We start from the raw sequence: 24,625 nt of genomic DNA, 5'->3' as shown, positions 1-24,625 counted from the left end.
GGGAGAAAAAAATATGAGTCCAAAAGTACGCAAGGGGAAAAAGCAACAGAAAGGATTTTCAACGTTAGAGATCGTCATGATGGCAATTGTCGCAATTGTTCATGGAATTGCGATGACCTATGTTGCTCTTCTAAACCAGGTACTGACTGCAGCAGGAGGCCCCATCCTTACATCCGTCATCATTGGCCTATTTACCATTCATGGAGTACTAGCCATGTACATCATTCGTAAGCCTGGAGCAGCTTTAGTTACCTGCCTGATCAGTGGCGTTGTCCAAATTTTGGCGGGAAATCCAAACGGACTCATCTCCATGGTTGCGGCATCGTCTTACGGAGTTGGAATTGAAGTTGCCTTTGCCTTCTTTAGATATAAGCGTTTTGACTTTATCACATTGAGCATCGCGGGCTTCACCTCTATGCCAATCTGGTTTGTGATTGCGGGTTTCTGGTTCGGTTATATCAAGTGGGGAATTGGTGTCATGATTATTGCCTTCCTCGTTCGCTGTTTGAGCGGAGTCGTTTTAGCTGGATGGACAAGCAAGTTGATTGGCGATTCCTTATCCAAAACCGGAATCTTAAAAGGATTTACCATCTCCTCTTATAAACAAGCTGCATAAAAACGGATGGGCGGCCACCCTGAAAAACAGGATGGGCGCCCTTTCCCATGATAGTTATAACTACCGTTAACCTAAGGGAAAGGGAGTTAGACAATTGACATACGCAATTGATTTAAAAAATATTACCTATAAATATGACGACGAGGAAAATTCTGTCCTGAAAGATGTTTCATTTCAGGTCAAGGAAGGGGAGTTTGTACTAATCGTCGGTCCAAGTGGATCTGGCAAAACGACATTATGCCAAACCTTCAATGGGATTATCCCTAATATGCTGGGCGGTGAGTTAATCGGAGAGGTTATTGTCGATGGAAAAGATGTTCCCGAACTAGAATTAAAGGATATGGCGAGCAGTATCGGATTGGTCTTTCAAGATCCAGATGCCCAGTTATGCAATGTTTATGTCGAAGATGAGGTTGCTTTCGCTCCCGAGAACCTGATGGTCGACCCAGACGAAGTAAGGGAAAGAGTGACTACTTCCCTGAATCAAGTAGGGCTATCTGACTTTAGGCAGCGAAAGGTTTTTGAGCTCTCTGGCGGGCAAAAGCAGAAGGTCGGTGTGGCATCAGTTTTATCCATGCAGCCAAAAATTCTAGTGTTCGATAATGCAACTGCCAACTTGGACCCACAAGCGACAAAAGATGTATTTGACTTATTAGAGAAACTTTATAAGGAAAAGAAGCATACGATTGTTGTCGTCGAAAGCAAAATTGATGACTTGATCCATTTAGTAGACAGACTTGTCGTCATGGAGGAAGGCCGGATCATTTGCGATGGCCCACCACAGGAAGTCCTAAGTAAAAATGGCCAAAAATTAATGGAGCTCGGCCTTTGGTTTCCCGAGATTTCCGAACTTGCTTTTGAGCTAAAAAAAGACGGTTACCAATTCAAGGAATTCCCGATTTCAATTCAGGATGCCTACAAACAAATGAATGGTGTTTGGTCCTATATCCAGCCAATGGACAATCCTACTCAAGAACAAAATCGGGAAGAAGTCATTTCGGTGAAAAATCTTAGTTATCGGTATAAGAATGGGACAAAGGCTCTAAATAAGGTGAGTTTTTCCATCAATAAAGGGGATTTCGTCGCTGTTTTAGGAACGAACGGATCCGGCAAAACGACCTTGATCAAACATTTAATGGGAATTATTTCACCACCTCAACGAAAAATTAAGGTAAATGGTGAAGATATTGCGAAAAAGTCGCTTCTTGACATGACCAATGACATCGGCTTTGTTTTTCAAAATCCGGAACATCAATTTGTGACCGATAATGTATTAGAGGAAGCAATCTACAGTCTCAGGGTTCGCCATAATCTTAACGAGGGCGAGGAACTTCCTGAAGAGCTTATCCAACGCGGCATGGAAGCATTACAGCTTATTAACTTAGCAGACTCTAAGGATAAAAATCCATTCATGCTTAGCGGCGGAGAAAAAAGGCGTTTGAGTGTCGTTGCCTCCCTTATTTTAGGACAGGATATTGTTATTTTAGACGAGCCGACAACAGGTCAGGATTATGCGAGTGCAACCAAGCTACTGGAACTTTGCCATGAACTTCATAAACAAGGTAAGACAGTCATCATGATCACCCACGATATCCGCTTGGTTTGCCGATGGGCAACGAAAGCGCTGGTCTTGAATCAAGGCAATTTGATATACGACGGGGATGTCCAGAACCTATTTCTTCAAGAAGATATACTGAAAAAAGCATCCTTGATTGAGCCGCCAATCTCGCAGCTGGCAAAGCTTTTGTCTAACCGCAGCCTTTCACAAGCGGTCATTACTGTTGATCAATTTAAAAATCAAATGAAATATATAGGAGCAGAAGCAATATGAACTTTCAATATCAACCGGGAAACTCATTTTTGCACAGTGTAGACCCATTGAATAAAGTTGCTTGGATGGTTTGCATTTCCATATTGGCCTTCATTTATGAAGATACGATATCCCATGTTATTTTATTTGCTGCCGTTATGCTGATCGCAGTCGTGTTGGCAAAACTGAGCGTTGCTTTTATTTTTCGTGGTATTTGGATGCTTGCCGTGTTTAGCTTGGGATTCTTTGTCTTGCAAGTAATCTTTGTCCCAGGTAAGGAAATTCTTTTCTCTATTGGGTCCCTAAGTATTTTTAAGGAATCAGTTGACTTTGCGACTGCCATCACTTTCCGGATCATTACTGTCTTTTTAACATCAATGGTCTTTGTCGTAACAACAGATCCAAGAGATTTAGTTCTATCATTGACTCAGCACTTAAAAATTCCATATCGGATTGCTTATTCGCTGTCAATTGCCCTTCGATTTATCCCGACACTGGAAAGTGAGGCAAAAGTGATCGAAGCGGCACAGGTTATCCGTGGTGTTGGGAAACAAAAAGGGCTCATACACAAGATCGCTAATTTTAAGAGATTTACGATGCCGCTATTGATGAGCTCGATCCGCCGCGTCCATATGACGGCCATTACTATGGAAGCAAGGGGCTATGGCGCCTATGGAACTCGTACGTATACACGGGAACTAAAAGTAACGGCGCCAAGCATAGTTTTTTCGTTGGCAAGTGCAGCGATAACTGTCAGCTTGATTGCAGCGAAATTTATATAAGAAAAGGATGCTTTCTACATGAACGAAATATTGTTTGAAGTGGCTTTCATGCCTAAGGATGTAAAAGAAAACAGTTCACCTGTATGTGTCGTCATTGATGTCATTCGTGCCAGCACAACAATGACCCATTTGTTGAAAAAGGGTTGCCGGGAAATTGTCTTGACCAACGATGAACAGCAGACAATGCTGGAAAACCCATCTTTTCGGAATGATGGAACAGTTATTTGTGCGGAACAATTGTCTGGTAGTGCGGCAGAAGGTGCGGATTTCAGCCCGTCGTTGATGGCTGTTGCCAAAGGCGATGTCGAAGGACGCCGCGTCGTCATGCGTACAACGAATGGGACAGTTGCCATTCATACGCTGCAGGAACGAGGGGTAAAACATATCTTTGTAGGTTGCATGAACAATGCCGAGGCTGTTATGAGAGAAGCAGTTTTATTGGCGAAAGAACTAGATACCGGTGTCATGATTGTAGCAGCAGGCCGTGACAACACGAGAATTGCCGCCTTGGATGATGCCTACTGCGCGGCGGAGCTATTAAAATACGGGAAACAAATTGCTATGGAAAATGAACTTACTCCTATAGTAGCGGACTCTGGGGTGATTGCCAGCAGTTTACTCGTAGCATATAAGGATGCCACGGACGCTTTTTTGCAATCGGCCAGCGGTGCTGTGATGAAGCGAATTGATTGTGAAAGAGATATTTTCACTTGTGCCGAAAAAAATACAACAGATGTTGTAGGAAAAGCCTCTTTCATAGAAAATAAAATATCTGTAAAAGAAGTCGGTAAATTAGTATACAGTTAAGGGGTAGATAGAGGATGAAAATTGGGGTTATTGGCGGAACCGGATTTCAGGATTTATTTGAAGATGTCATTGAGAGAAAAGTAGAAACAGAGTTTGGTGAAGTAACTGCCTTTTTAGGAACCTGCATGGAAAAGGAGATTGTATTCATTCCTCGCCACGGAAAAGGACACAGCACTCTGGCTCCGTATGTTAATTATAAGGGGAACATCCAAGCTTTAAAAAAGCTTGAAGTAGACCGGATTATCAGTGTTTCTGCAGTCGGGTCAATCAATCCTGCTATCAAGGTGGGAAGTCTTGGTTATTTAGATAATTTCTTTGATATGACGAAAAGAAGCAATACGTACGGGAAGTATTCCGTAGATATGACCGACCCTTTCTGTCCGGAAATCAATGAAGTGTTTTCTGAAGCAGCTAAGAAAATCAACGAGCCAATAAATGAAAATCTTCAGCTAGTATGTGTGGAAGGCCCTCGTTATGAGACAAGATTGGAAATCTCGCTTTTTGGCAAATGGGGAATAGATGTTGTCGGGATGACAACAGCAACAGAAGCTGCGTTAGCACGTGAATTGGGCATGTGCTATTCGGTCACTACCTTGACAACCAATATGGCAGCTGGCGTGACGAATGTCCGTCCTTCTCTAAAGGTACACAAGGAAGTCGGCGAGAGAAAAAATGCGACAATGAAAAAGCTTGTCATCGAAGCTATTAATCTATTAACTAAACGTCAGGGCTGCACTTGTCCTGAACCATATGAGCGGATTAGAGAGGCAATGGCCGTTCAGTCTCATTAATCGGAAGGGAGGAAGATGATCATAATCTTTCTCCCTCTTTTTCGTTGGCAAAAAAGGCCTATGCTGCTACACGCTTAAGCAAAAACCTTTTTAGTTGGAGATAAATTTGATTAACTTGAAATAAGAGCAATCTTCCGCAAATGGTTCATAATAATGGAAGATTGATGCAAATAAGGACGGGGAGGATTCGATTATGATAAGTGAAACCGATTTGAAGCATCTGCAACGTTGTGTTGAATTGGCAAGAACTGCGCTGGAGAAAGGTGATGAGCCCTTTGGTTCAGTCCTTGTCTCAGCGAACGGGGACGTGCTGGCGGAAGACCATAACCATGTTGCAGGCGGGGACCATACCCAGCATCCAGAGTTTGCCTTGGCGCGATGGGCCGCCGAGAACATGACTCCTGAAGAAAGAAGCAAGGCGACAGTCTATACGTCAGGCGAACATTGCCCAATGTGCGCCGCGGCTCACGGATGGGTTGGTTTAGGCCGGATTGTATATGCAAGTTCGTCCGAACAGCTCGTACAATGGTTGAGTGAATTGGGGGTTGCTCCATCGCGCGTTCGGAATCTTCCAATTGAAGAGGTTATTCGTGATACGGCAGTAGATGGCCCTGTTCCTGAACTCGCGGAGCAAGTCCGTCAACTTCACCATCAGTTTTACACAACTAGACGTTAAGCACATACGCTCTAGACGTTTAAATTTGTAATAAGGGTGTCCAACGTATACTAGGTAAATGAATGTTATTGTGAATAGAATAATAAAAAACAGCATTGATAAGTAAATCAAATGCTGTTTTTTGCCTCTCGGAGCATTATAATGGGGTAGTAAAATAAACATTTATTGGAAGGTTAACACGAGGGGAGAGCACATATGATATCAAAGGAAAGCAATATTAGGTTCGTTGTTGCCGGGTTATTGCTTGGCATTCTGATGGCTGCGATGGATAATACGATTGTTGCAACAGCGATGGGAACGATTGTCTCTGACCTAGGTGACTTTGATAAATTTGTCTGGGTAACGTCTGCTTATATGGTAGCGGTAATGGCCGGAATGCCGATTTTTGGGAAATTATCTGATATGTTTGGGCGCAAACGTTTTTTTATTTTTGGACTGACTGTTTTTTTAATTGGTTCCGCTCTTTGTGGAATTGCGCAAAGTATGGTGCAGTTGAGTATTTTTCGCGCGATTCAAGGAATTGGAGGAGGCGCGTTGATGCCAATTGCTTTTACAATCGTTTTCGATATTTTTCCTCCAGAAAAGCGCGGTAAGATGACCGGATTACTCGGTGCTGTATTTGGGGCATCCAGTGTGCTGGGTCCCTTATTAGGAGCGTATATTACAGAATATATCAGTTGGCATTGGATTTTCTATGTCAATGTCCCAATTGGAATTGTTTCATTATGGTTAATTGTCCGTTATTATAAAGAAACCTCCCAGTTAAAAGAGCAAAAAATTGATTGGGGTGGAGCAATAACCCTTGTCGTAGCGATCATTTGCCTAATGTTTGCTTTAGAGCTTGGCGGAAAGCAATATGCATGGATTTCTGCTCAAGTCATAAGTTTGTTTAGTGGCTTCGTTCTCTGCTTTATTGCTTTTTTCTTTATCGAGCTAAAAGCAAAGGAACCTATTTTGCCATTTTGGTTATTCAAAAGGCGATTATTTGCCACTTCGCAAATATTAGCGTTTTTATATGGGGGAACCTTTATCATTTTAACGGTCTTTATCCCTATTTTTGTTCAAGCTGTTTATGGCGGATCGGCCACAAATGCGGGATTAATCTTAATGCCGATGATGCTTGGTTCGGTAGCAGGAAGTGCCGGCGGAGGAATTTTCCAAACAAAAACAAGCTTCCGCAATTTGATGGTTATTTCAGTCATTGCTTATTTTGCCGGTATGTATTTCCTTAGCACTTTGGCCCCAGACACATCTAGAACATTACTGACTGTTTATATGATCATTGTCGGCTTTGGAATGGGCTTTTCCTTTTCCTTATTACCGACCGCTTCTGTCCACAATCTGCCAGCCCATTTTCGGGGAACAGCGAATTCAACAAACTCCTTTTTACGCTCATTTGGCATGACCATTGGCATTACAGTTTTTGGCACCATTCAAAATAAGGTTTTTACTCAAAAAATGGCCGATGCGTTTAAGGGAATGAACGGTGGCCAGGATTTTGGAAATATAGACAACTCTCGTCAACTATTTCAGGCGAGTGAACGTGCAAAAATTCCTGGCTTTGTTTTGGATAAAATTATTGATTCGCTTTCAACTTCGATTACTTTTACCTTTTTCATTGCTTTAATGCCTATCTTACTTTCAGCTATTGTCATTGCGTTGATGGGGAAAGAGCGAGTAGTTGTTGCGAAGGAAGGAAAAAGCCAATAGGCTTGAACCCTGAGGCGATATAGCTTCAGGGTTCTTTATGTAAGTTCCAGAGACCGTTAGCCATAAATATGGGTATCCCTCCTGATAACAATGAAATTGATAGACCAGCCTTTTATAGCATAGATCTGAAAAGAGGAATCCCTATGAGATTTTTAGAACCATCGTTGGCCCAGGAAATTGTCAATCGAACCATGAACATTATCAATCGGAATATTAATGTGATGAATGAGAAAGGAGTTATTATCGGCTCAGGCGATCAAACAAGGATCGACTCTATTCATGAAGGCGCCGTAAGGGTAATAGAGACCCAGTCTGGTTTTGAAATTTGTGAATTAGAAGCAGAACAACTTCACGGAGTGAAGACGGGAATAAATCTGCCGATTAACTTTCAAGATAAAGTAGTTGGAGTCATTGGGATTACGGGCAATCCAGAAGAAATTCGAAAATACGGAGAATTGGTCAAAATGACAGCAGAAATGATTCTTCATAAAGCGGTCCTAATTGATGAAATGCGATGGGATGAACGATTAAAGGAGGAATTGACGGCTCAACTACTGCATGGAACGGAAAATTTACATCCATACTATTTTGAAAGAGTAAAAAGGCTTGGGATTGATTTAGCTATCCCAAGAGTTGCAATAATCTTAACTGTTGAGAATCCATCCGAGGCGTATAAATGGATTCGCGATAAATTGGGAAAAGATGACCTATATGTGATGCATTCCGATTATATCGTTCTTTTAACGAAAGTAGATTTGAAGGAATCCGAATGGAATGTTTCCAACACTTTGCAGCAGGTGGAAAAATGGGTTATTGAATTGGATAAATACCGGCAGATCCAATGTAAAATGGCCATTGGCACCTACCATCTGGGAGTAGAGGGAATCTCCAAGTCCTATCGCGAGGCTATCTATACTTTACATGTCGCTGAAAAATTAGATCCGTTTAAAGGCATTTATTTTTACGAAGAATATAAATTGCCTGTATTTCTTTTACGAGCGAATCAATCTGGAATTGGTGAGGAGATTGGCCCTTATTTTCAAAAATTAAAGCAACAGGACAAAAATAGGGAACTTTTGGAAACATTGAAAGTGTATATTGAGGAGAATGGAGAAGTAAATAAGGTGGCGGAAAAACTATTCATTCACAGAAATACACTTAGATACCGTTTGGAACGGATTACGGATTTGACAAATAAGGATCCGCGCAAAACCAAAGATTTATTTGACCTCTATCTTTCCATTTTGCAAAATAAAATTAAATAGATTTGTGCAAATGCACAAAAAGGCTTGATTCCCGTCAAGCCTTTTTTTGATGGCCTGACCAATGTAATAAGTACGGAAAACGCTTACAATGAATGTATAACTACCAAGGAGTGACTACCAATGGATCCTCAAATTCAAGTAAGCGCTTTAGGTGCAATCATTGCACTCGTTATTGCCATTGTCCTCATTTTAAAGAAAGTATCTCCCGCCTATGGCATGATTGCCGGTGCGTTAATCGGCGGTCTTGTCGGAGGAGTGGATATAACCAATACAGTTACCTTAATGATGGAAGGTGCGAAAGGTATTATTCCGGCAGTATTACGGATTTTAGCTGCTGGGGTATTAGCTGGAGTCCTTATTGAATCGGGTGCCGCGGCTGCCATTGCGGAAACAATCATAAAAAAACTAGGGCAAACAAGAGCTTTGCTCGCTTTAGCAATTGCAACGATGATTTTAACAACAGTTGGGGTTTTCATTGATGTTGCCGTAATAACCGTTGCGCCAATTGCCCTGGCCATTGCGAAAAGAGCTGGCATTTCAAAAACAGCCATTTTGCTAGCGATGATTGGCGGAGGAAAAGCCGGTAACATTATGTCCCCAAACCCAAATGCGATTGCCGCTTCCGATGCGTTTAATGTTCCATTAACGTCTATTATGGCTGCGGGGATTATTCCGGCCATTTTCGGACTTGCCGTAACCTATTTTATTGCAAAAAAGCTTGTCAAAAAAGGCCCACTTGTTCAAGTACAAGAAATTGAAACGCATAACGGCGGGCCGCTTCCTGCATTCTTACCTGCTCTTATTGCACCGGTTGTCACGATTTTGTTATTAGCATTAAGGCCAATGTTTGATATTAGTATTGATCCGATGATTGCCTTGCCTATTGGAGGGATTGTGGGAGCGATTGTCATGGGCAGGGCGAAAAAAATAAACGATTATGCTGTTTCAGGCTTAGGGAAAATGTCCGGGGTGGCCATTATGCTTCTTGGGACAGGAACTCTTGCTGGAATTATTGCGAACTCTAAATTGAAAGATGTATTAATTGACGGGTTGAATGCAATTGGACTTCCAGCATATGTTCTTGCACCCGTATCCGGTATCTTTATGTCAGCTGCAACCGCTTCTACCACCGCGGGTACTGCTGTAGCGAGCCAGGTATTTAGTTCAACGATTTTAGGAATGGGCGTTTCTGCGATTGCAGGTGCGGCTATGATTCATGCCGGCGCAACCGTTCTCGATCACTTGCCACACGGCAGCTTCTTCCATGCAACAGGTGGAAGTGTCAATATGGAAATTAAAGAACGTTTAAAAGTGCTTCCATATGAAACACTCGTCGGCTTAACATTAGCGATTATTTCTACTTTCATTTATGGAGTATTTCAGTTCTTCGGTTGAGATTAACTAGGCAGGAGGGTGAAAAAGATGAAGATTGTCATTGCCCCAGATTCATTTAAAGAAAGTTTATCAGCATTAGAGGCAGCTGAGGCCATCGAAAAAGGCTTCAAACAAGTACTTCCTGATGCTGAATATATTAAAGTACCAATGGCTGATGGAGGAGAGGGAACCGTCCAGTCACTCGTCGATGCCACAGGTGGTGAAATGATTTATAAAACGGTAACAGGACCGCTTGAGACACCGGTAGATGCTTTCTTTGGCTTACTGGGAAATAGAACAACAGCTGTCATCGAAATGGCTGCTGCATCTGGTTTGCATCTTGTACCAGCAGAAAAACGAAATCCTCTCATCACCACGACGAGAGGGACAGGTGAATTAATTGCTGCTGCTCTTGATTACGGAGTCAATCATATCATTATTGGTTTAGGCGGAAGCGCAACAAATGACGGCGGGGCAGGAATGGTGAAAGCTCTTGGCGGGCTTCTGCTTGATAAAGATGGGAATGAAATAGGCGAAGGAGGAGGCTCTCTTTGTGACTTAGCCTCTATTGATCTCTCGGGATTTGACCCTAGACTGGCAACTAGTACGATTGAGGTAGCTTGTGATGTTGATAATCCCCTGACTGGAGATAAAGGTGCATCTGCTATTTTTGGCCCGCAAAAAGGAGCTACTCCTGCAATGGTCGCCCAACTGGATCAAAATCTTGGCCATTTTGCTGCGGTCATCGAACGAGACTTAGGCAAAAAAGTAAAGAACGTGGCTGGTGCTGGTGCTGCAGGCGGTCTAGGGGGAGGAATATTAGCCTTCTTACCTGCAGAATTGAGGCGCGGCGTCGATATTGTCATTGAAGCGACGGGCCTATCCGAAATCGTCCGGGATGCAGATTTAGTCATCACTGGAGAAGGTGCGATTGACAGCCAAACCATCTTTGGAAAGACGCCAATCGGGGTTGCCAAAACGGCTAAAAAGGTTGGAGTCCCTGTTGTGGCGGTTGCCGGAAAGCTGTCCAATGACAGCTGCATTGTTCATGAACATGGCATCGACGCAATGTTCAGCATTGTCCCTGGGGCCATCTCATTGGAAGGAGCCTTTAAACATGCGGGAGAATTTGTAGAGAGGACGGCAGCGAATATTGCAGCAGTTTGGAAAATGAATTCAAATAGGTAAATGAAGGTCTGGCACTACTTTTGGGAGTGCGAGTAAGCGGCAAAGCAGGTTAATGAACTGACGAAAAGCGTGGTAATCCGTAAAGGGTTCACCATGCTTTTTTTAAGGCGAGAATTTCCCTCTATTGCAAAAAAGGAGGCTGAAAAAGTCAATATAAGCGGAGAAATTTCCCTTAACTCCGCAGAATTAGGTAAAATCTAATCATTTTGATGTGATAAGCGGAAAAACTTCCTTTATATTCAGGGAAATATCGGTATTTCCCAACTTAAGGGAAATTTTTCCCCTTATGATTAATGCCTGTCACCACCCGCAAAATTACCGCACTCATGCGAAAGGAAAAAGCTACAGATAAAATGGGAGGTGGTAAGCCAACGCGGAAATTTAAACCATCCGTGAACAGAATATATCAATTATAGAGCACCCGAGGTGGTGCTTTTGTCGTTATTTGGCGAACGATTGACGTAGGAGTAAAGCCCTTTTTTCCGAATGAATTAGGTAAAAAGGAGGGAGCTTATGAATAAACTAGAAATTTTGCAAATGAGAGCGATTGAAATTGCTAGAGAGGAAATCGAGAAACATGTCTCCGGCTTAGGTGATGAAAAATTAGAAAACCTAACTAAATCAATAATCATAACAAGCGCAGCTATTACAGGAAAACTACTTGCTGAGTATGATGAAAACAAAGAAAAAGGAAACCTTTGGAATGTTACATAAGGAGGGGGTATAAATGAACTACAAAATTATTGAATTGGAAGATATATCATCCGCTGCAAAAAGAATTAGTGCAAAAGTGGTAGTAGATTTAAATCGCGAAAGTGAAGAGGGAGTTAATCAACTAGTTTTGCACTTGATAGAAAAACTGAAACATGAAAAAGTTGAAAAAGCGAAAACTTTATCTAGACACGGAACAAAACCTTTTGAAGTTGTGTATTTATATCTGTATAAAGATTTTGATGAAAAAAATCACGGAATACCACTAGCGAGGGCATCCTATATCAATCCCACGTGTAAAGTTAAACCATTTCACTTCTCAGATGAGTTTATTGATGAAAATACTACAATAAAATTCGATGGAAGTTATGAAACGATGAATCAGCTAATTAAAGAGAACAAGGTATCTGATGATGTTTTTAAAGATAGATTAACTATTCAAGTTCAGGATCTGCGAGAAGCATATGAATCAATTGAGGGTTTTAAATATGATTTTGAATTACTAGAAAAGGAATTTGACAAAATAGAACCGAAATTGAGAAGTATGTCAGAAGAGAAATTTATTGGTTTTCCTAATGACGAATATATGGATCTATATCAAAAACATCAAGGATTGTTAGCTGCACTCTCGAATATTGGAGTTGTTGTAAAAAACAAAGATTACAACAACACAAAAAAGCAATATTTAGTTTCGTTATATTTTGAGGATGCATATAAAAGCGAAAAATATTTAGTATCAAGGATGAATTAAGGCACCAAATAAGGTGCTTTTGCATATGTCGAAAAATGACAACGATATTGATTGTTGCATTATTCCTTACTCATAATTTTAGAAATATGATCAGTGCCTGTCACTACCCGCATTTTGTCGAAGTTACATCGGCATAATCCAGGGGAATGACAGGCACTTTTTTGGGGTTGACAACACCAAGTTAAAGGTCATATGATGTATTTGACAATAAATCAAATAATATATTTAAAATCCAAACGGAGGTGAAAAAATGCTTCTGGGTGAAATTGCAGACGTGAAGACAGGGCTCGTACTAAGCAGAAAGAAAGCGGAAGTCCCTTTTGATATAAAGGCGAAATATAATTTGCTCTCATTAAAAAACATAACCGAAGATGGAGTTATTCAGACCGGGTCCTATGATCAGTTTGAAAGCAATGACATCCTAGACGATTACTACTTTACAAGTAAAGGCGATGTTCTGATACGCCTTAGCCAACCAAATATGGCGGTGTACATAGATGACGACAGGAGTGGCCTTCTAATTCCATCTTACTTTGCTGTCATAAAGATTCATCAACCTGATTTTTTGCCTCAATACGTTGCTTGGTATTTGAATTCAGAAGAAGTGAAAAAAGAATTGGAACGATTCCAATCAGGAAGCCGTATTCCGAGTATGAACCAAAATGTTTTAAGAAGTTTGCCCATTGCAAAATTACCATTTGATAAACAAAAAACATTGGTTGAACTTTGGAAGCTTCATTTAAAAGAAAAACATCTGTATCGTCAGTTATTAGCTGGAAAAGAACAACTTTTTAAAGGAATTACAAGAGACCTTATGAATGGATTATAGAGGAGGAAACAACGTGAGTGGGAAAGTGACACAACAGCAAATTAATCAAGTTTTATGGGAAGCGGCCGATACGTTCCGTGGCAAAATAGACTCGAGTACATATAAGGATTATATTTTGACAATGCTTTTCATTAAATATTTGAGCGATGCTTACAAAGAGCATTTGGAAGAATACACGAAACGTTATGATGGTGATGAACAACGTATCCAACGTGCTTTATCAAGAGAACGATTTGTATTGGATGAGCATTCTACATTCGATTACCTTTACAGTAACCGAAATGATGCGGAAATTGGACAAATCATCAACAAGGCATTGGCACATTTGGAGGATGAAAACACAGCAAAGCTTCGAGGGGTATTCCGTAATATTGACTTTAACAGTGAAGCGATATTTGGAAAAACAAAAGAACGGAATGCTATGCTACGAGCGTTGTTAGAGGATTTTAATAAGCTTACCTTGAAACCATCCGTCGTGGGGAATGAAGATGTTATTGGTGATGCCTATCAGTTTATGATTGAGCGGTTTGCATCCGATGCGGGCAAAAAAGGCGGCGAATTTTACACACCAACAATGGCTTCAGAGCTGCTGGCACGGTTGGTAAAGCCGCAGGAAAATGATCGTATTTACGACCCTACATGCGGGTCGGGTTCCTTGCTTATTAAAGTAGCAAACCAAGTACCAAGCAAAAAGGTAGCCGTTTACGGACAGGAACGAAATGGCGCCACCCATTCCTTGGCCTTAATGAACATGTATTTGCATGGTATAGATGATGCGAAAATAGAGTGGGGCGACACACTTTCCAACCCGCTTCATCTCGAGGATGGAAAGCTGATGAAGTTCCAGGCCATCGTAGCCAATCCGCCATTCTCTCTGGATAAATGGGCAATGGGCTTTGCAGGCGAAGGCAACACGGACAGTAAATTCAAAATGGAGGCTAGCCTTGACCCGCACCGCCGTTTTGAATGGGGCGTACCGCCAGCCTCAAGGGGAGATATGGCCTTTGTACAACACATGCTTTATTCACTAGCGGAAAATGGACGGATGGCAACAATCCTCCCACATGGCGTACTATTCCGAGGCTCCAGCGAAGCGAAAATTCGCAAGCAAATTATCGACATGAATTTGTTAGATGCTGTAATTGGCTTGCCTGAAGGACTGTTCTATGGAACGGGTATTCCGGCTTGCATCCTAGTCATGAAGAAAGACCGCAAACGTAAGGATATTCTCTTTATTGATGCATCAGGTGAGGAACACTATGAAAAAGGCAAGAACCAGAATAAGCTACGTGAACAGGATCTTGCAAAAATTGTTGAGACATTTGAGAACTATGTAACGGAAGATAAGTATTCATATGTCGCAACTCTTGAAGAAATCAAAGAAAATGACTATAACCTAAACATTCCACGTTATGTTGATACGTTTGAAGAAGAAGAACCTGTCGATATGTCACAGGTGAAAGAAAATATAAAAAATATTAAACAAGAGCTTGCGGAAGTAGAAGAGCAGATGGAGAAGTATTTAGAGGAACTGGGACTTTGATTTCAGAGCAGTTGTACGGATCAATTGACTATTAAAATTCTTACATTTAATTTTTCGGAAAACCCGAAGTCTTCAATAGATGGTTTTTTTAGTTTCCAATACGAAATTGTAAGAATTACTTACAAGTTCGTAGAGAATTAAGTGTAAAGGGGATATAAAACGACAGACATGAAAACTATAGTGAACATACCTTTGAGCAATACAAGCATGTCAATGAGTATGGAGAGGTTTTTTAGTTTGCGAGGTATCTGTAAGTTGATCTTGGCGGAACACAATGCCAGAGGATTTGCCTGCTCCTGAGAAGAGTGTTAAGCAGATTGATTAACGAGGGCAGAATAGGAGTGGGGAATGAAAGGTGAAAACGTTGATTGAAGTTAATAAGAATCAAAAGGTAAAAGACAATGAATATATGCTTGCAGAGAAAACTGACCCATGGAGCCACAAGAATTTAGGCGAGTTATTAGAATTTAAAAATGGCTTGAATTATAGAACTGGCGATGTTGGAGAAGAGGTACTAATTGTAGGGGTTTCCGATTTTAAAGATGCGTTTCATGTTGATGAAACAAAGCTATCAACGGTTACTGTTGAATCACTGCCTGAAGACTATTTAATGAATGAAGGTGATTTTGTTTTTGTTAGGTCTAATGGAAATAAAGAACTAATTGGGCGAGTTTTATTTGCAAAGAACATCTCAAAAAAAATCACCCATTCGGGCTTCACTATTAGAGCGAGAAACAAAAGTGACTTATTATTAAGCGAGTACTGTGCAATCTTTTGTTCCTCATCTTTAGTGAAAAGGCAGTTCATGACTAAGGGTGGAGGATCAAATATTAGCAATTTGAATCAGCAATTGTTATCTGAAATAGAGATACCTTTACCTTCAATTCCTGAACAGAAAAAAATCACCTCCATTCTCTCCACCTGGGACAAGGCAATTGAGCTGAAAGAAAAGCTCATTGAGCAGAAGAAAGAGCAGAAAAAAGGGCTTATGCAGAAGTTGCTGATGGGACATGTTCGTATAAGTGATACAAAAAATTATTCCGAGGTTGATCTACTAGAGAAGAATGAAATGATAAAAAGAGGAGAGGCTCCTAAAGGATATAAGAAAACAAAAATCGGTATAATTCCAGAAGATTGGAAAATAGTTCATTTATACGAGAAGTTTGATAGATTAACAAAAAGAAATATTGAAGGTAACCAAAATGTACTAACGATATCCGCTCAATATGGCTTAGTTAACCAAGAAAGTTTTTTTAAAAAATTAGTCGCGAGTGAAAACTTGACCAACTATTATTTATTAGCAAAAGGTGATTTTGCTTATAACAAAAGCTATTCTAATGGATACCCCTTTGGTGCAATTAAAGTACTTAGAAAATATGAAAGTGGGATTGTTTCCCCTTTATATATATGCTTTTCACCTAAGAAGAATAATTATTGTCCTGAATATTATCAGTACTATTTTGAGTCTGGCTTATTTAATCATGAAATATATGCAATAGCTCAAGAGGGTGCAAGAAATCATGGGTTATTAAATGTACCAGTAGGAGATTTTTTTAATCTATATGTATTAGACTTTGACAAAACTGAAATGAAAATGATTGCTGAAATAATAGGAAAATCAACAGAAGAGGTAAATTATTTAGAGCTTGAACTTGAGTTTTTAAAGCAACAGAAAAAAGGTCTCATGCAAAATCTTCTTACTGGAAAAATCCGAGTAAAGGTTTGATTCTTACCGGGTACAGTGTGTAAAGATATGGAGGTGTAAAAATGCCGCGAGAAAAGCTATTCGATGAGCGTTACATAAGCCAACAACCCGCAATAGAAGTATTGAAAGGATTAGGTTATGAAACGATTCATCCTATCCAAGCAGAAGCAATGCGGGGCAATCTTTATGAAGTGCTGCTAAAAACAGTATTGGAACAGAAGCTTCGGGAGTTGAACCGTTACGAATACAAAGGGGTTTCTTATCGATTCAGTGAGACGAATATCAAGCAAGCCATTCGGGATTTGGATGAAGCATTGACAGATGGACTTGTTAAGACGAATGAGAAGATTTTTGAAACATTGTTGTTGGGCCGTAGTTATACGGAGTTTTTGCCTGATGGTTCAAAAAAATCATTTACGATGCAGTTTATTGATTGGGACGATGTTCGGAACAATGATTTTCATGTCGTTGAAGAGTTTTCCATTGAGAGGCAAGATGGAAAGGGGACGATTCGTCCTGATATCGTTCTGTTTGTGAACGGGATTCCTTTTGGTGTGATTGAATGCAAGAAGGCATCGATTTCCATGCAACAAGGCATCAGCCAATTTATTCGTAACCAGGGGAAGGATTATGCTCCCCAGCTTTTCAAGTATGTACAGATTGTCATGTCGACGAATAAAAATGAAACCCAGTACGCCACGTGCAACACACCGAAAAAATTCTGGTCGGTTTGGAAGGAAGAGCACGAAGACTGGCTGCAGGGCAGGCTTGACAAAATGGTTCACGACCGCCTGCCAACGATGCAGGATAAAAACATTATCTCGTTATTCCATCGTGAACGTCTGCTTGAACTGACACAGTTTTTTACGCTATTTGATAAAGATGTGAAGAAAGTAACCCGTTATCCGCAATATTTTGCCATAAAGGAAATCTTGAAAACGATTGAGATACGGGATGACTATGGCAATCGGCAGTCAGGTGTCATTTGGCATACGCAAGGTTCGGGGAAAAGTTTAACGATGGTCATGCTGGCGAAGTATGTCCTTTCGGAGTTGAAGGATTTCAATCCACAAGTCATTGTTGTAACTGACCGTGTGGAGCTGGATAAACAAATCCATAACACCTTTAATCATACAAGACTTAAAGCAAGCCGGGCAACGAAGGGAAGCCATCTTGTTGAACTGATTAACGATGGAAATGTTGATATTGTCACAACGCTTGTTCATAAATTTGATACGGCAGCAACAATACAGAAGCCAATCGAATCAAAAGATATTTTCATTTTAGTCGATGAGTCGCACCGATCACAGTATGGTGAACTTCATATTAAAATGAAAAAAGTATTTCCTAACGCGTGCTATTTAGGATTTACAGGGACACCTCTCATGAAAAAAGAAAAAAGCACGATGATTAAATTCGGGAAACTTATTCATACGTATACGATTGCGGACGGGGTAAAAGACAAGGCGATTGTGCCGCTATTGTATGAAGGAAAAATGGTTGATCAAACGGTTAATCAAAGGGCGATCGACAATCGGTTGGATATGATTACCCGTCATTTGAATGACGAACAAAAGCAAGAAGTCATGAAAAAGTGGAGCCATTTTGAACGGATTGCTTCCTCAAATCAGAGGATCAGCATGATTGCGTTTGATATAAATGAACATTTTTTAAATAACTACAAAACACAAGGCAGCCAGTTTAAAGGCATGCTGGCAACGAATAGCAAAATTGAAGCGATCCGGTATCTGGAATCGTTTGAGGAGCTTGGCGATTTAAATTGTGCCGTCGTTATTTCCCCTCCCGACCAGCGGGAAGGTCATGATACTGTCGATGAAGAATCGAAAGATAAGATTCAGTCGTTCTGGAAAAAAATGATGAACCGCTACGGCACCCCGGAAGCGTATGAAGATGCAATTAAAGAAGAGTTCATTCATGGCGATGACATTGATCTTTTGATTGTGGTCGACAAGCTCCTGACAGGCTTTGATGCTCCACGTGCTACAGTTTTATATATTGATAAGCCAATGAAAGAGCATACCCTTCTGCAAGCCATTGCACGGGTGAATCGGTTGTATGAGGGGAAAGATTATGGTCTGATTATCGACTATCGTGGGTTGCTTGAAAAGCTGGATGATGCACTTGAAATGTATTCGGGAGCGGGACTTGAGAATTTTGACCCGAATGATTTAAAAGGAGCGATTTGCGATGTAATCAGTATAATTGGCCAGCTCCGCCAAACACATTCCGATTTAGTGCAAATGTTTTCATCCATTCGAAATAAGAGTGATATTGAAGAATATGAAGTATCACTTGAGAATGAAGAGCGCCGAAACGCATTTTATGATTGTTTAAGTAAATTCGGGCGAAATGTCGGTATTGCATTAGAGTCAGAGAAAGTGTACAACGCCCTTCCGCCTGAAGAGCTTCAGACATACAAAAAAGACTTGAAGTTCTATCAGGAATTAAGGAAAAGTGTGAAACTCCGATACTCTGATACGATTGACCATAAAGAATACGAAGCGAAAATGCAGAAGCTGATGGATCACTATATTTCAGCGGAAGAGGTAATCCGTATTACCAATCCAGTTGATATTCTCAATGAAAAGAAGTTTGAGGAAGAGATTGAACGACTTGGTTCAAAACGTGCAAAAGCAGATGCGATTCGGACGCGCTTGACGAAAAGTGTCAATACAAAATGGGATGAAAATCCTGCTTACTATAAGCGATTCTCCGAACGAATTCAGGAGGCAATCCAAGCGTATAAAGATCAACGAATATCTGAAGCAGAGTATTTGAATTCCATGAAAGATATTATGAAAGAATACCGCCGAGGAGAGCCAGTGGATGATTTTCCAACCGTGATTAAGGAAAATACGAATGCACAAGCGTTTTATGGCGTGACGAAGGATATTCTTAGTGAAGTACACGAAGATGCTGTCAGTTATGACACAATTGGTGAGCTGGCTCTGAAAATGGATGAAATCATTCGTGAGTATACGAAGCGGGATTGGCACGATAACTTGGAAGTCCATAATCGAATTGCTCAGGAATTAGATGACTTATTGTATGATTTTTCTAAGGAACATCAGGTAGGTATAAACCTAGATCAAGCGGATAAAATTATTGAACAAATTAAAACGGTAGCACTTAGGCGTTACTAAGGACGTGAACAACAAATGGAAATGCACCAAGTCCAATTTGGGTCAAAAAGGATAGAATTCGAACTGGAAAGAAAAAACGTCAAAAACGTCAATCTTAATATCAAACCAGATATGACCATAACGGTATCTGCCAATGATGCTGTTCCCCTTCCTTTTATTTATGATTTTGTAAAAGGAAAGGGAGCCTGGATTACGAAACAGGTAAAGCAGTTTGAAGAGGTTCAACCGTACAAGCAAAGTGAACGTGAGTATGTAAGTGGTGAATCGTTCAAGTATCTTGGCAAGCAGTATCGTTTAAAGGTACAGGAAACGGAAGAAGAAGGAGTAAAATATTTTCGGGGGTTTATATACCTATTTGTGAAAGACCGTCATAACTTCAGCAGGAAAGCGAAGCTAATGGACGAGTGGTATCGTGAGAAGGCGCATCGTACATTCCAACAACTATTGGATAAGGTGTACCCGCTTGTCCAAAAGTATGGTGTTGAAAAGCCAATAGTAGATATGCGGGTTATGAAAGCACGATGGGGTTCCGCTTTGGTTGAATCAAACACCATTTTACTTAATTCGGAGTTAATCAAAGCTCCAAAATACTGTATTGAGTATGTTATCTTACACGAGATGATCCACTTTAAATACAACGACCACAGCGATGATTTTTACAATCTTCTTTATGCTTTGATGCCTGATTGGGAAAAGAGGAAGGCAATCTTGGATGAAGAAATAGTGAAAGAGCTTTAGACAGCCAAAAAAACATAACTAGATAAACACAACAAAGGGCAGTTCCTACATCTATATTTGTGATACAGGGCTGCCTTTTTTGTATAGTTATTAAGCGTTGTACTTAAGTTGAGGTGCCTGTTGTCCCCTGTATTCTGTCGTGTTCCTATTGACAAGGTTCGAGGAGTGACAGGCACATCTCCTTAACCTATATCTCTTTAACAAGATTTTATTGAATAGTATCGGTTGTACCGACGAGATTAAAACAATAGATTGATTCTGGATCCTTCCCCTTTGTGAATCTCTTGGATTTAACTGAAGGACCTCCTCCAAAACACCCTTAAAATTTCCAAATTATGATAAAAATATTTTAAAGGAGATGGTTATCTTGGCTCAAATCCCATTTGCTGACACTAACAATTCCTTGTCAGTTGAAGTCCAACTGAAACATGCTGCTGATGTGTTTCTCGTAGACAGTATCAACTTCCAAAACTATAAAGCTGGACGTAAATTCAAGTATTATGGCGGCCACTACACTCGGACACCGGTAAACATTTCTGTTGTAGGAGCTGGAAGATGGTATCTTATTGTCCGTGGTGGGGGACAGTATAAATATCGATTCTATTAATCTATTTTTGTCTACCGATTAATTTCGGTAGTCTTTTTTTATCATTCGAGGTATGAGTCAACATGGATAAACGATTGCTCTAAACGTAATCGTCTGAGAGAGGGGAAATTTATATTCAAAAGGTGGTAATATTTGTTAAAATTACATAGATATACAAATTAAGTTTATGGATTCAAACACAAAATAAGGGGGCGGCTGTTATGAGTGTTACAATGTATCGCAACAAAGTTCAGGGTTTAGAAAAGGAGATTGCTAATATTGAAAAAGATATAGGAATAGAACAAGAAAAGTTGGCAAAAGCATTGAAAACTATACAACGAACAAATAGTACCTCGACCTTTAATTCTAAACAAAGAGAATTGATTAATACCCAAAAGAAGATAGGTGACCTTAAAGGAAAAAAAGCAAATAAAATTAAATCTTTAAACCAAGCGTTAGATCAATTGCGGCGCTTAGAGGATAGAGAATTAAAAAAGAATAAGACTGCTGAGTTAAGACACACAAAAGCAATTACAGATGAGTTAAAAAAACAACAAAGAATTAGTCAAGAAATATCAGCCAATCCCATATCAATTAACTTCAAATTACTTCCAGAAAAAATAAACGTTCTATTCTTAGCTTCCAATCCTACTGACCAGAGTTCATTAAGACTAGACCAAGAAATTCGTCTTATACACGAAAAAATACGCGCTTCTGAATACCGGGATTCAATCAATTTACAATCTCGATGGGCAGTACGTTCCAACGATATATTACAAGCTATAAATGAAGTACAGCCCCATATAATTCACTTTAGTGGTCATGGTTCTCCAGACCAAGACATTGTACTAGAAACTACTGAAGGAACTACAAGTCTTTTATCCAAAGAGGCGGTCACTCTATTAATGAAAACAATGTCTGATTCTATTAAACTTGTAATTTTTAACAACTGTTTTTCAAGTGGACAAGCAGAAGCTGTAACAGAACATATTGACTGTGCAATAGGTATGAATGAAGCCGTCTACGATGATGCTGCAAGAGAATTCGCTGCACAGTTTTACTCTGCTATTGCCTTCGGTAAATCCGTACAAAATGCTTTTGAACAAGGGAAGCTTGCATTAATTTTAGCTGGACTAGAAGGAGATGAAATACCTGAGTTATACACTCGGACTGGCCTTAAACCTAGTGATATTATATTAGTCAAACCAGCACTATAAGTTATAGTTGTTTTTAGGAGATATAACGATTACATCTATACCCCTTTTAATGAGAAAAATTTTTTAAACGATTATTAATTCAATCAGTTTTAGAAAAAATAACTAGTACCAATTCAAAGTATACTATCATTAATTTCTTGTCTAACTTTCTCTTAATTCGGTCCTTGAATTGCAATATTAGACTACTACTGTGCAGCAAATAACTTTGGAATAATCAACTTAAAGTAATGTTGTATCTTTATTCTATAGTCGATTAGTTTCACCATACTGCAGAAGAGCGACCTTATTGAGAATAATGAATTTTTTAACATTTTTTATATCAATTATCACCAGGTAAGTTGAGGTGCCTGTCACTATCCATATTATTTCGAATTCTTATCGACAAAGTTCGGGGAGTATCAGGCACATATCCTGAAGCCCTTATTCTCAATTGATAAAGAAAAAGATATCAATCCAGTTACTAATTTAGAACCTGTCTTTTCAAATTGTCAAAGAATAATTCATCGTAAGGAGCATACTGTTCTCACCATAGAAAAGCTTAAATTGTTACTAAATGAGAAGCTAACATCATCAACTGATTTTTAGAAAGTAAGAAACATGTGGCTATTAATGGAAAATAAGTTTAAAATTGTTTTATCGAATTAGTTTTGGGGGCATACTATGAGTGATAGAATTGGTAAGATAATCAAATTCTTTGAATATATGAATCCAAACATACATATTAGTGTTTATAGAAGCTCTCAAGATCCTGGAGTAAGATCATTTTTATCTTTTTTTGGAGCAGAGGGTGCCGCTTCACTGAACCTTGACACAGGAGCGGTAGATATTTCAATTAATGACGATGTTTTTAGGAAAGCCATGATTTATGAAGAGTTAGGACATGCTTTGCAATATCATAGGGATGGACATGTTGATGTTGGGTCTATTGATTATTTTAGGCGGGAGATTGAAGTAGCGGAGTGTTTGATCGAAAGGGCTTCCAACGATAGACTAAAATTATCAGAAGATGAAATTAAACAGACTGAAATAAATATAAAAATCTATCAAGATAAACTTAGAAATCTGGAGGGATAGTAATGGCTGGCCGAATAGCGGGTTATGTTGATAATTCAATGAAACTATCCCCTGGAGAATATATTGTGACAGGTTCATGGGTTCAGTCTAAAGTAATAAGTGGGCAGGAGAATAATATTAACCAATATAGAAATGAAATGCTCATTAATTCCTGGAAAATCACATCTGTTATGAACTTTACAACTTTTAGCGGCTCCAAGATTGGATTAAAGCTTTCCTCAGAGAGCAAAGAAGCATCTTTGGAAATAGGAGATATTGTAGTTGATACGGAGCTGAAGATAGGATTCTTTAACGCAAGAATGTCTGATGAATATGATGGCAGAAGCTTAGTAGGCCAAGTAGAAAATACTAATGTAGGTGCAGTGATATACACTAGCCTAAGTGGTCATATACTCGCTGCTGTTTCAGAATTTAATATAGGTTCATTGCAAAATGATATTTTAATCAGAAGTAAGGATGGTTTATTTGGAGTCGAAGTTTTTGGGGAGAATATAACTGTAGACAAAGAAAATCCTCTTGAAATAAGGGTTGATTCAAACCCTAATATATTATTAAATGAACTGCTAAATACCATGAATCCATTAAGGGCATTCATTGTTGGAGTTAGCAAAGAATATAACAATATTGATAAAGTGAGGAAGCAACTTTTATCTGAACCAGCAGTATACCTAAAAACTGGGAGTATACGTATAATACTATCTCCAAATAATGAAGGACAGCTAAGCTTATTCGATACTCCACCAAGTCTACCTTATTTATTATTATATAAGGTGTTAGCGGCAGCAGAAACTGGAGATGTTCATTCGGTGGTTCAAATGATGAGTAGTAATTTAATTAATGCACGGAAGCATATGTATAACTTATTATCTATGATAAGGCCCTACTATAAAAAAGGCACAATCGAAGTTTCCCTTGCTGGATATAAAAAACTTAAGTTAGAGGAGAGAACTTTCCATACAATAAAAGATGCAATAAAACTAATTTCAACAAGAGAAGTGGAAATAGTGGGAAAAATTTATGCAATTGATACAATAAGAAGATGGTTTAAAATTATTGACGTTGAATCTGATATAGATTGGAAGATAATCTATTCGAAGCAATTTAAAGATCAATTTAATTTAAGAAGCATAGAAAATGTTATGATGAGTGTAAATGCATCTACTTATACTACCCCTAATGCTAAGAAGGGTATTGCAGAATATATTAATCATAAAATCAAGGGAGCTGAATAGCCCCCTTTTTTAATGAATGTTTACCCTATCCAACGTTACGGTGATCCTTATCATAA

At 39.5% G+C, this 24,625-nt stretch carries 21 protein-coding genes; all 21 read left to right on the top strand.

Annotation, left to right across the window (positions count from 1 at the left end; all coding sequences use genetic code 11):
• Window positions 1-13 precede the first annotated feature (13 nt).
• A complete protein-coding gene (locus D1B31_RS12675; protein ID WP_118921158.1) occupies window positions 14-616 on the top strand; it encodes an ECF transporter S component in 603 nt (200 codons plus the stop codon).
• Window positions 617-710: 94 nt separating this feature from the next.
• A complete protein-coding gene (locus D1B31_RS12670) occupies window positions 711-2,447 on the top strand; it encodes an ABC transporter ATP-binding protein (protein WP_118921157.1) in 1,737 nt (578 codons plus the stop codon).
• The gene (locus D1B31_RS12665) at window positions 2,444-3,208 is read left to right on the top strand and encodes an energy-coupling factor transporter transmembrane component T family protein (protein ID WP_118921156.1); all 765 of its coding nucleotides are present in this window, start codon (window positions 2,444-2,446) and stop codon (window positions 3,206-3,208) included. Before D1B31_RS12670 ends, D1B31_RS12665 begins: the two co-directional genes overlap by 4 nt.
• 18 nt (window positions 3,209-3,226) lie before the next feature.
• Window positions 3,227-4,015 carry a 2-phosphosulfolactate phosphatase gene (locus D1B31_RS12660; protein ID WP_118921155.1) on the top strand — a complete coding sequence of 263 codons (789 nt, stop codon included), beginning with the start codon at window positions 3,227-3,229 and terminating at the stop codon, window positions 4,013-4,015.
• A 14-nt stretch (window positions 4,016-4,029) separates the two neighbouring features.
• The gene (locus tag D1B31_RS12655) at window positions 4,030-4,806 is read left to right on the top strand and encodes an MTAP family purine nucleoside phosphorylase (protein WP_118921154.1); all 777 of its coding nucleotides are present in this window, start codon (window positions 4,030-4,032) and stop codon (window positions 4,804-4,806) included.
• A 193-nt stretch (window positions 4,807-4,999) separates the two neighbouring features.
• Window positions 5,000-5,482, top strand: coding sequence for a nucleoside deaminase (locus D1B31_RS12650; RefSeq protein WP_118921153.1), 483 nt, complete (start codon window positions 5,000-5,002; stop codon window positions 5,480-5,482).
• A gap of 195 nt (window positions 5,483-5,677) precedes the next feature.
• Entirely contained in the window at window positions 5,678-7,192 is a 1,515-nt protein-coding gene (locus tag D1B31_RS12645; RefSeq protein ID WP_118921152.1) for an MDR family MFS transporter, read from the top strand.
• A 143-nt stretch (window positions 7,193-7,335) separates the two neighbouring features.
• Complete coding sequence (locus D1B31_RS12640) at window positions 7,336-8,457, top strand: sugar diacid recognition domain-containing protein (RefSeq protein WP_158587534.1); 1,122 nt, start codon at window positions 7,336-7,338, stop codon at window positions 8,455-8,457.
• 120 nt (window positions 8,458-8,577) lie between these two features.
• Window positions 8,578-9,852 carry a GntP family permease gene (locus D1B31_RS12635; RefSeq protein WP_118921150.1) on the top strand — a complete coding sequence of 425 codons (1,275 nt, stop codon included), beginning with the start codon at window positions 8,578-8,580 and terminating at the stop codon, window positions 9,850-9,852.
• A gap of 27 nt (window positions 9,853-9,879) precedes the next feature.
• Window positions 9,880-11,019 carry a glycerate kinase gene (locus tag D1B31_RS12630; RefSeq protein ID WP_118921149.1) on the top strand — a complete coding sequence of 380 codons (1,140 nt, stop codon included), beginning with the start codon at window positions 9,880-9,882 and terminating at the stop codon, window positions 11,017-11,019.
• A 513-nt stretch (window positions 11,020-11,532) separates the two neighbouring features.
• Window positions 11,533-11,733, top strand: coding sequence for a hypothetical protein (locus D1B31_RS12625; protein WP_118921148.1), 201 nt, complete (start codon window positions 11,533-11,535; stop codon window positions 11,731-11,733).
• Window positions 11,734-11,746: 13 nt separating this feature from the next.
• The gene (locus D1B31_RS12620; protein WP_118921147.1) at window positions 11,747-12,481 is read left to right on the top strand and encodes a hypothetical protein; all 735 of its coding nucleotides are present in this window, start codon (window positions 11,747-11,749) and stop codon (window positions 12,479-12,481) included.
• A 250-nt stretch (window positions 12,482-12,731) separates the two neighbouring features.
• Window positions 12,732-13,310, top strand: coding sequence for a restriction endonuclease subunit S (locus D1B31_RS12615; protein WP_118921146.1), 579 nt, complete (start codon window positions 12,732-12,734; stop codon window positions 13,308-13,310).
• 13 nt (window positions 13,311-13,323) lie between these two features.
• Complete coding sequence (locus D1B31_RS12610) at window positions 13,324-14,853, top strand: type I restriction-modification system subunit M (protein ID WP_118921145.1); 1,530 nt, start codon at window positions 13,324-13,326, stop codon at window positions 14,851-14,853.
• 355 nt (window positions 14,854-15,208) lie between these two features.
• Entirely contained in the window at window positions 15,209-16,579 is a 1,371-nt protein-coding gene (locus D1B31_RS12605; protein WP_204563009.1) for a restriction endonuclease subunit S, read from the top strand.
• A 41-nt stretch (window positions 16,580-16,620) separates the two neighbouring features.
• On the top strand, window positions 16,621-19,722 hold the full coding sequence (locus tag D1B31_RS12600; protein ID WP_118921144.1) for a type I restriction endonuclease subunit R: 3,102 nt from the start codon (window positions 16,621-16,623) through the stop codon (window positions 19,720-19,722).
• 15 nt (window positions 19,723-19,737) lie between these two features.
• Window positions 19,738-20,460: a M48 family metallopeptidase gene (locus D1B31_RS12595; protein WP_118921143.1), complete on the top strand. Its 723-nt coding sequence runs from the start codon at window positions 19,738-19,740 to the stop codon at window positions 20,458-20,460.
• Between the two features lie 367 nt (window positions 20,461-20,827).
• Window positions 20,828-21,067 carry a DUF1883 domain-containing protein gene (locus D1B31_RS12590; RefSeq protein ID WP_118921142.1) on the top strand — a complete coding sequence of 80 codons (240 nt, stop codon included), beginning with the start codon at window positions 20,828-20,830 and terminating at the stop codon, window positions 21,065-21,067.
• Between the two features lie 200 nt (window positions 21,068-21,267).
• Window positions 21,268-22,263 carry a CHAT domain-containing protein gene (locus tag D1B31_RS12585; RefSeq protein ID WP_118921141.1) on the top strand — a complete coding sequence of 332 codons (996 nt, stop codon included), beginning with the start codon at window positions 21,268-21,270 and terminating at the stop codon, window positions 22,261-22,263.
• 660 nt (window positions 22,264-22,923) lie between these two features.
• A complete protein-coding gene (locus D1B31_RS12580; protein WP_118921140.1) occupies window positions 22,924-23,337 on the top strand; it encodes a hypothetical protein in 414 nt (137 codons plus the stop codon).
• 2 nt (window positions 23,338-23,339) lie between these two features.
• The gene (locus tag D1B31_RS12575) at window positions 23,340-24,569 is read left to right on the top strand and encodes a hypothetical protein (RefSeq protein WP_118921139.1); all 1,230 of its coding nucleotides are present in this window, start codon (window positions 23,340-23,342) and stop codon (window positions 24,567-24,569) included.
• The last annotated feature ends 56 nt before the right edge of the window (window positions 24,570-24,625 follow it).

The sequence above is a fragment of the Neobacillus notoginsengisoli genome, from assembly GCF_003515685.1.
In the GTDB taxonomy this organism is placed as follows: Bacteria; Bacillota; Bacilli; order Bacillales; family Cytobacillaceae; genus Bacillus_D; species Bacillus_D notoginsengisoli.
The sequence above is the reverse complement of the archived record's forward strand: the minus strand, read 5'-3'. Positions and strand labels throughout refer to the sequence as shown.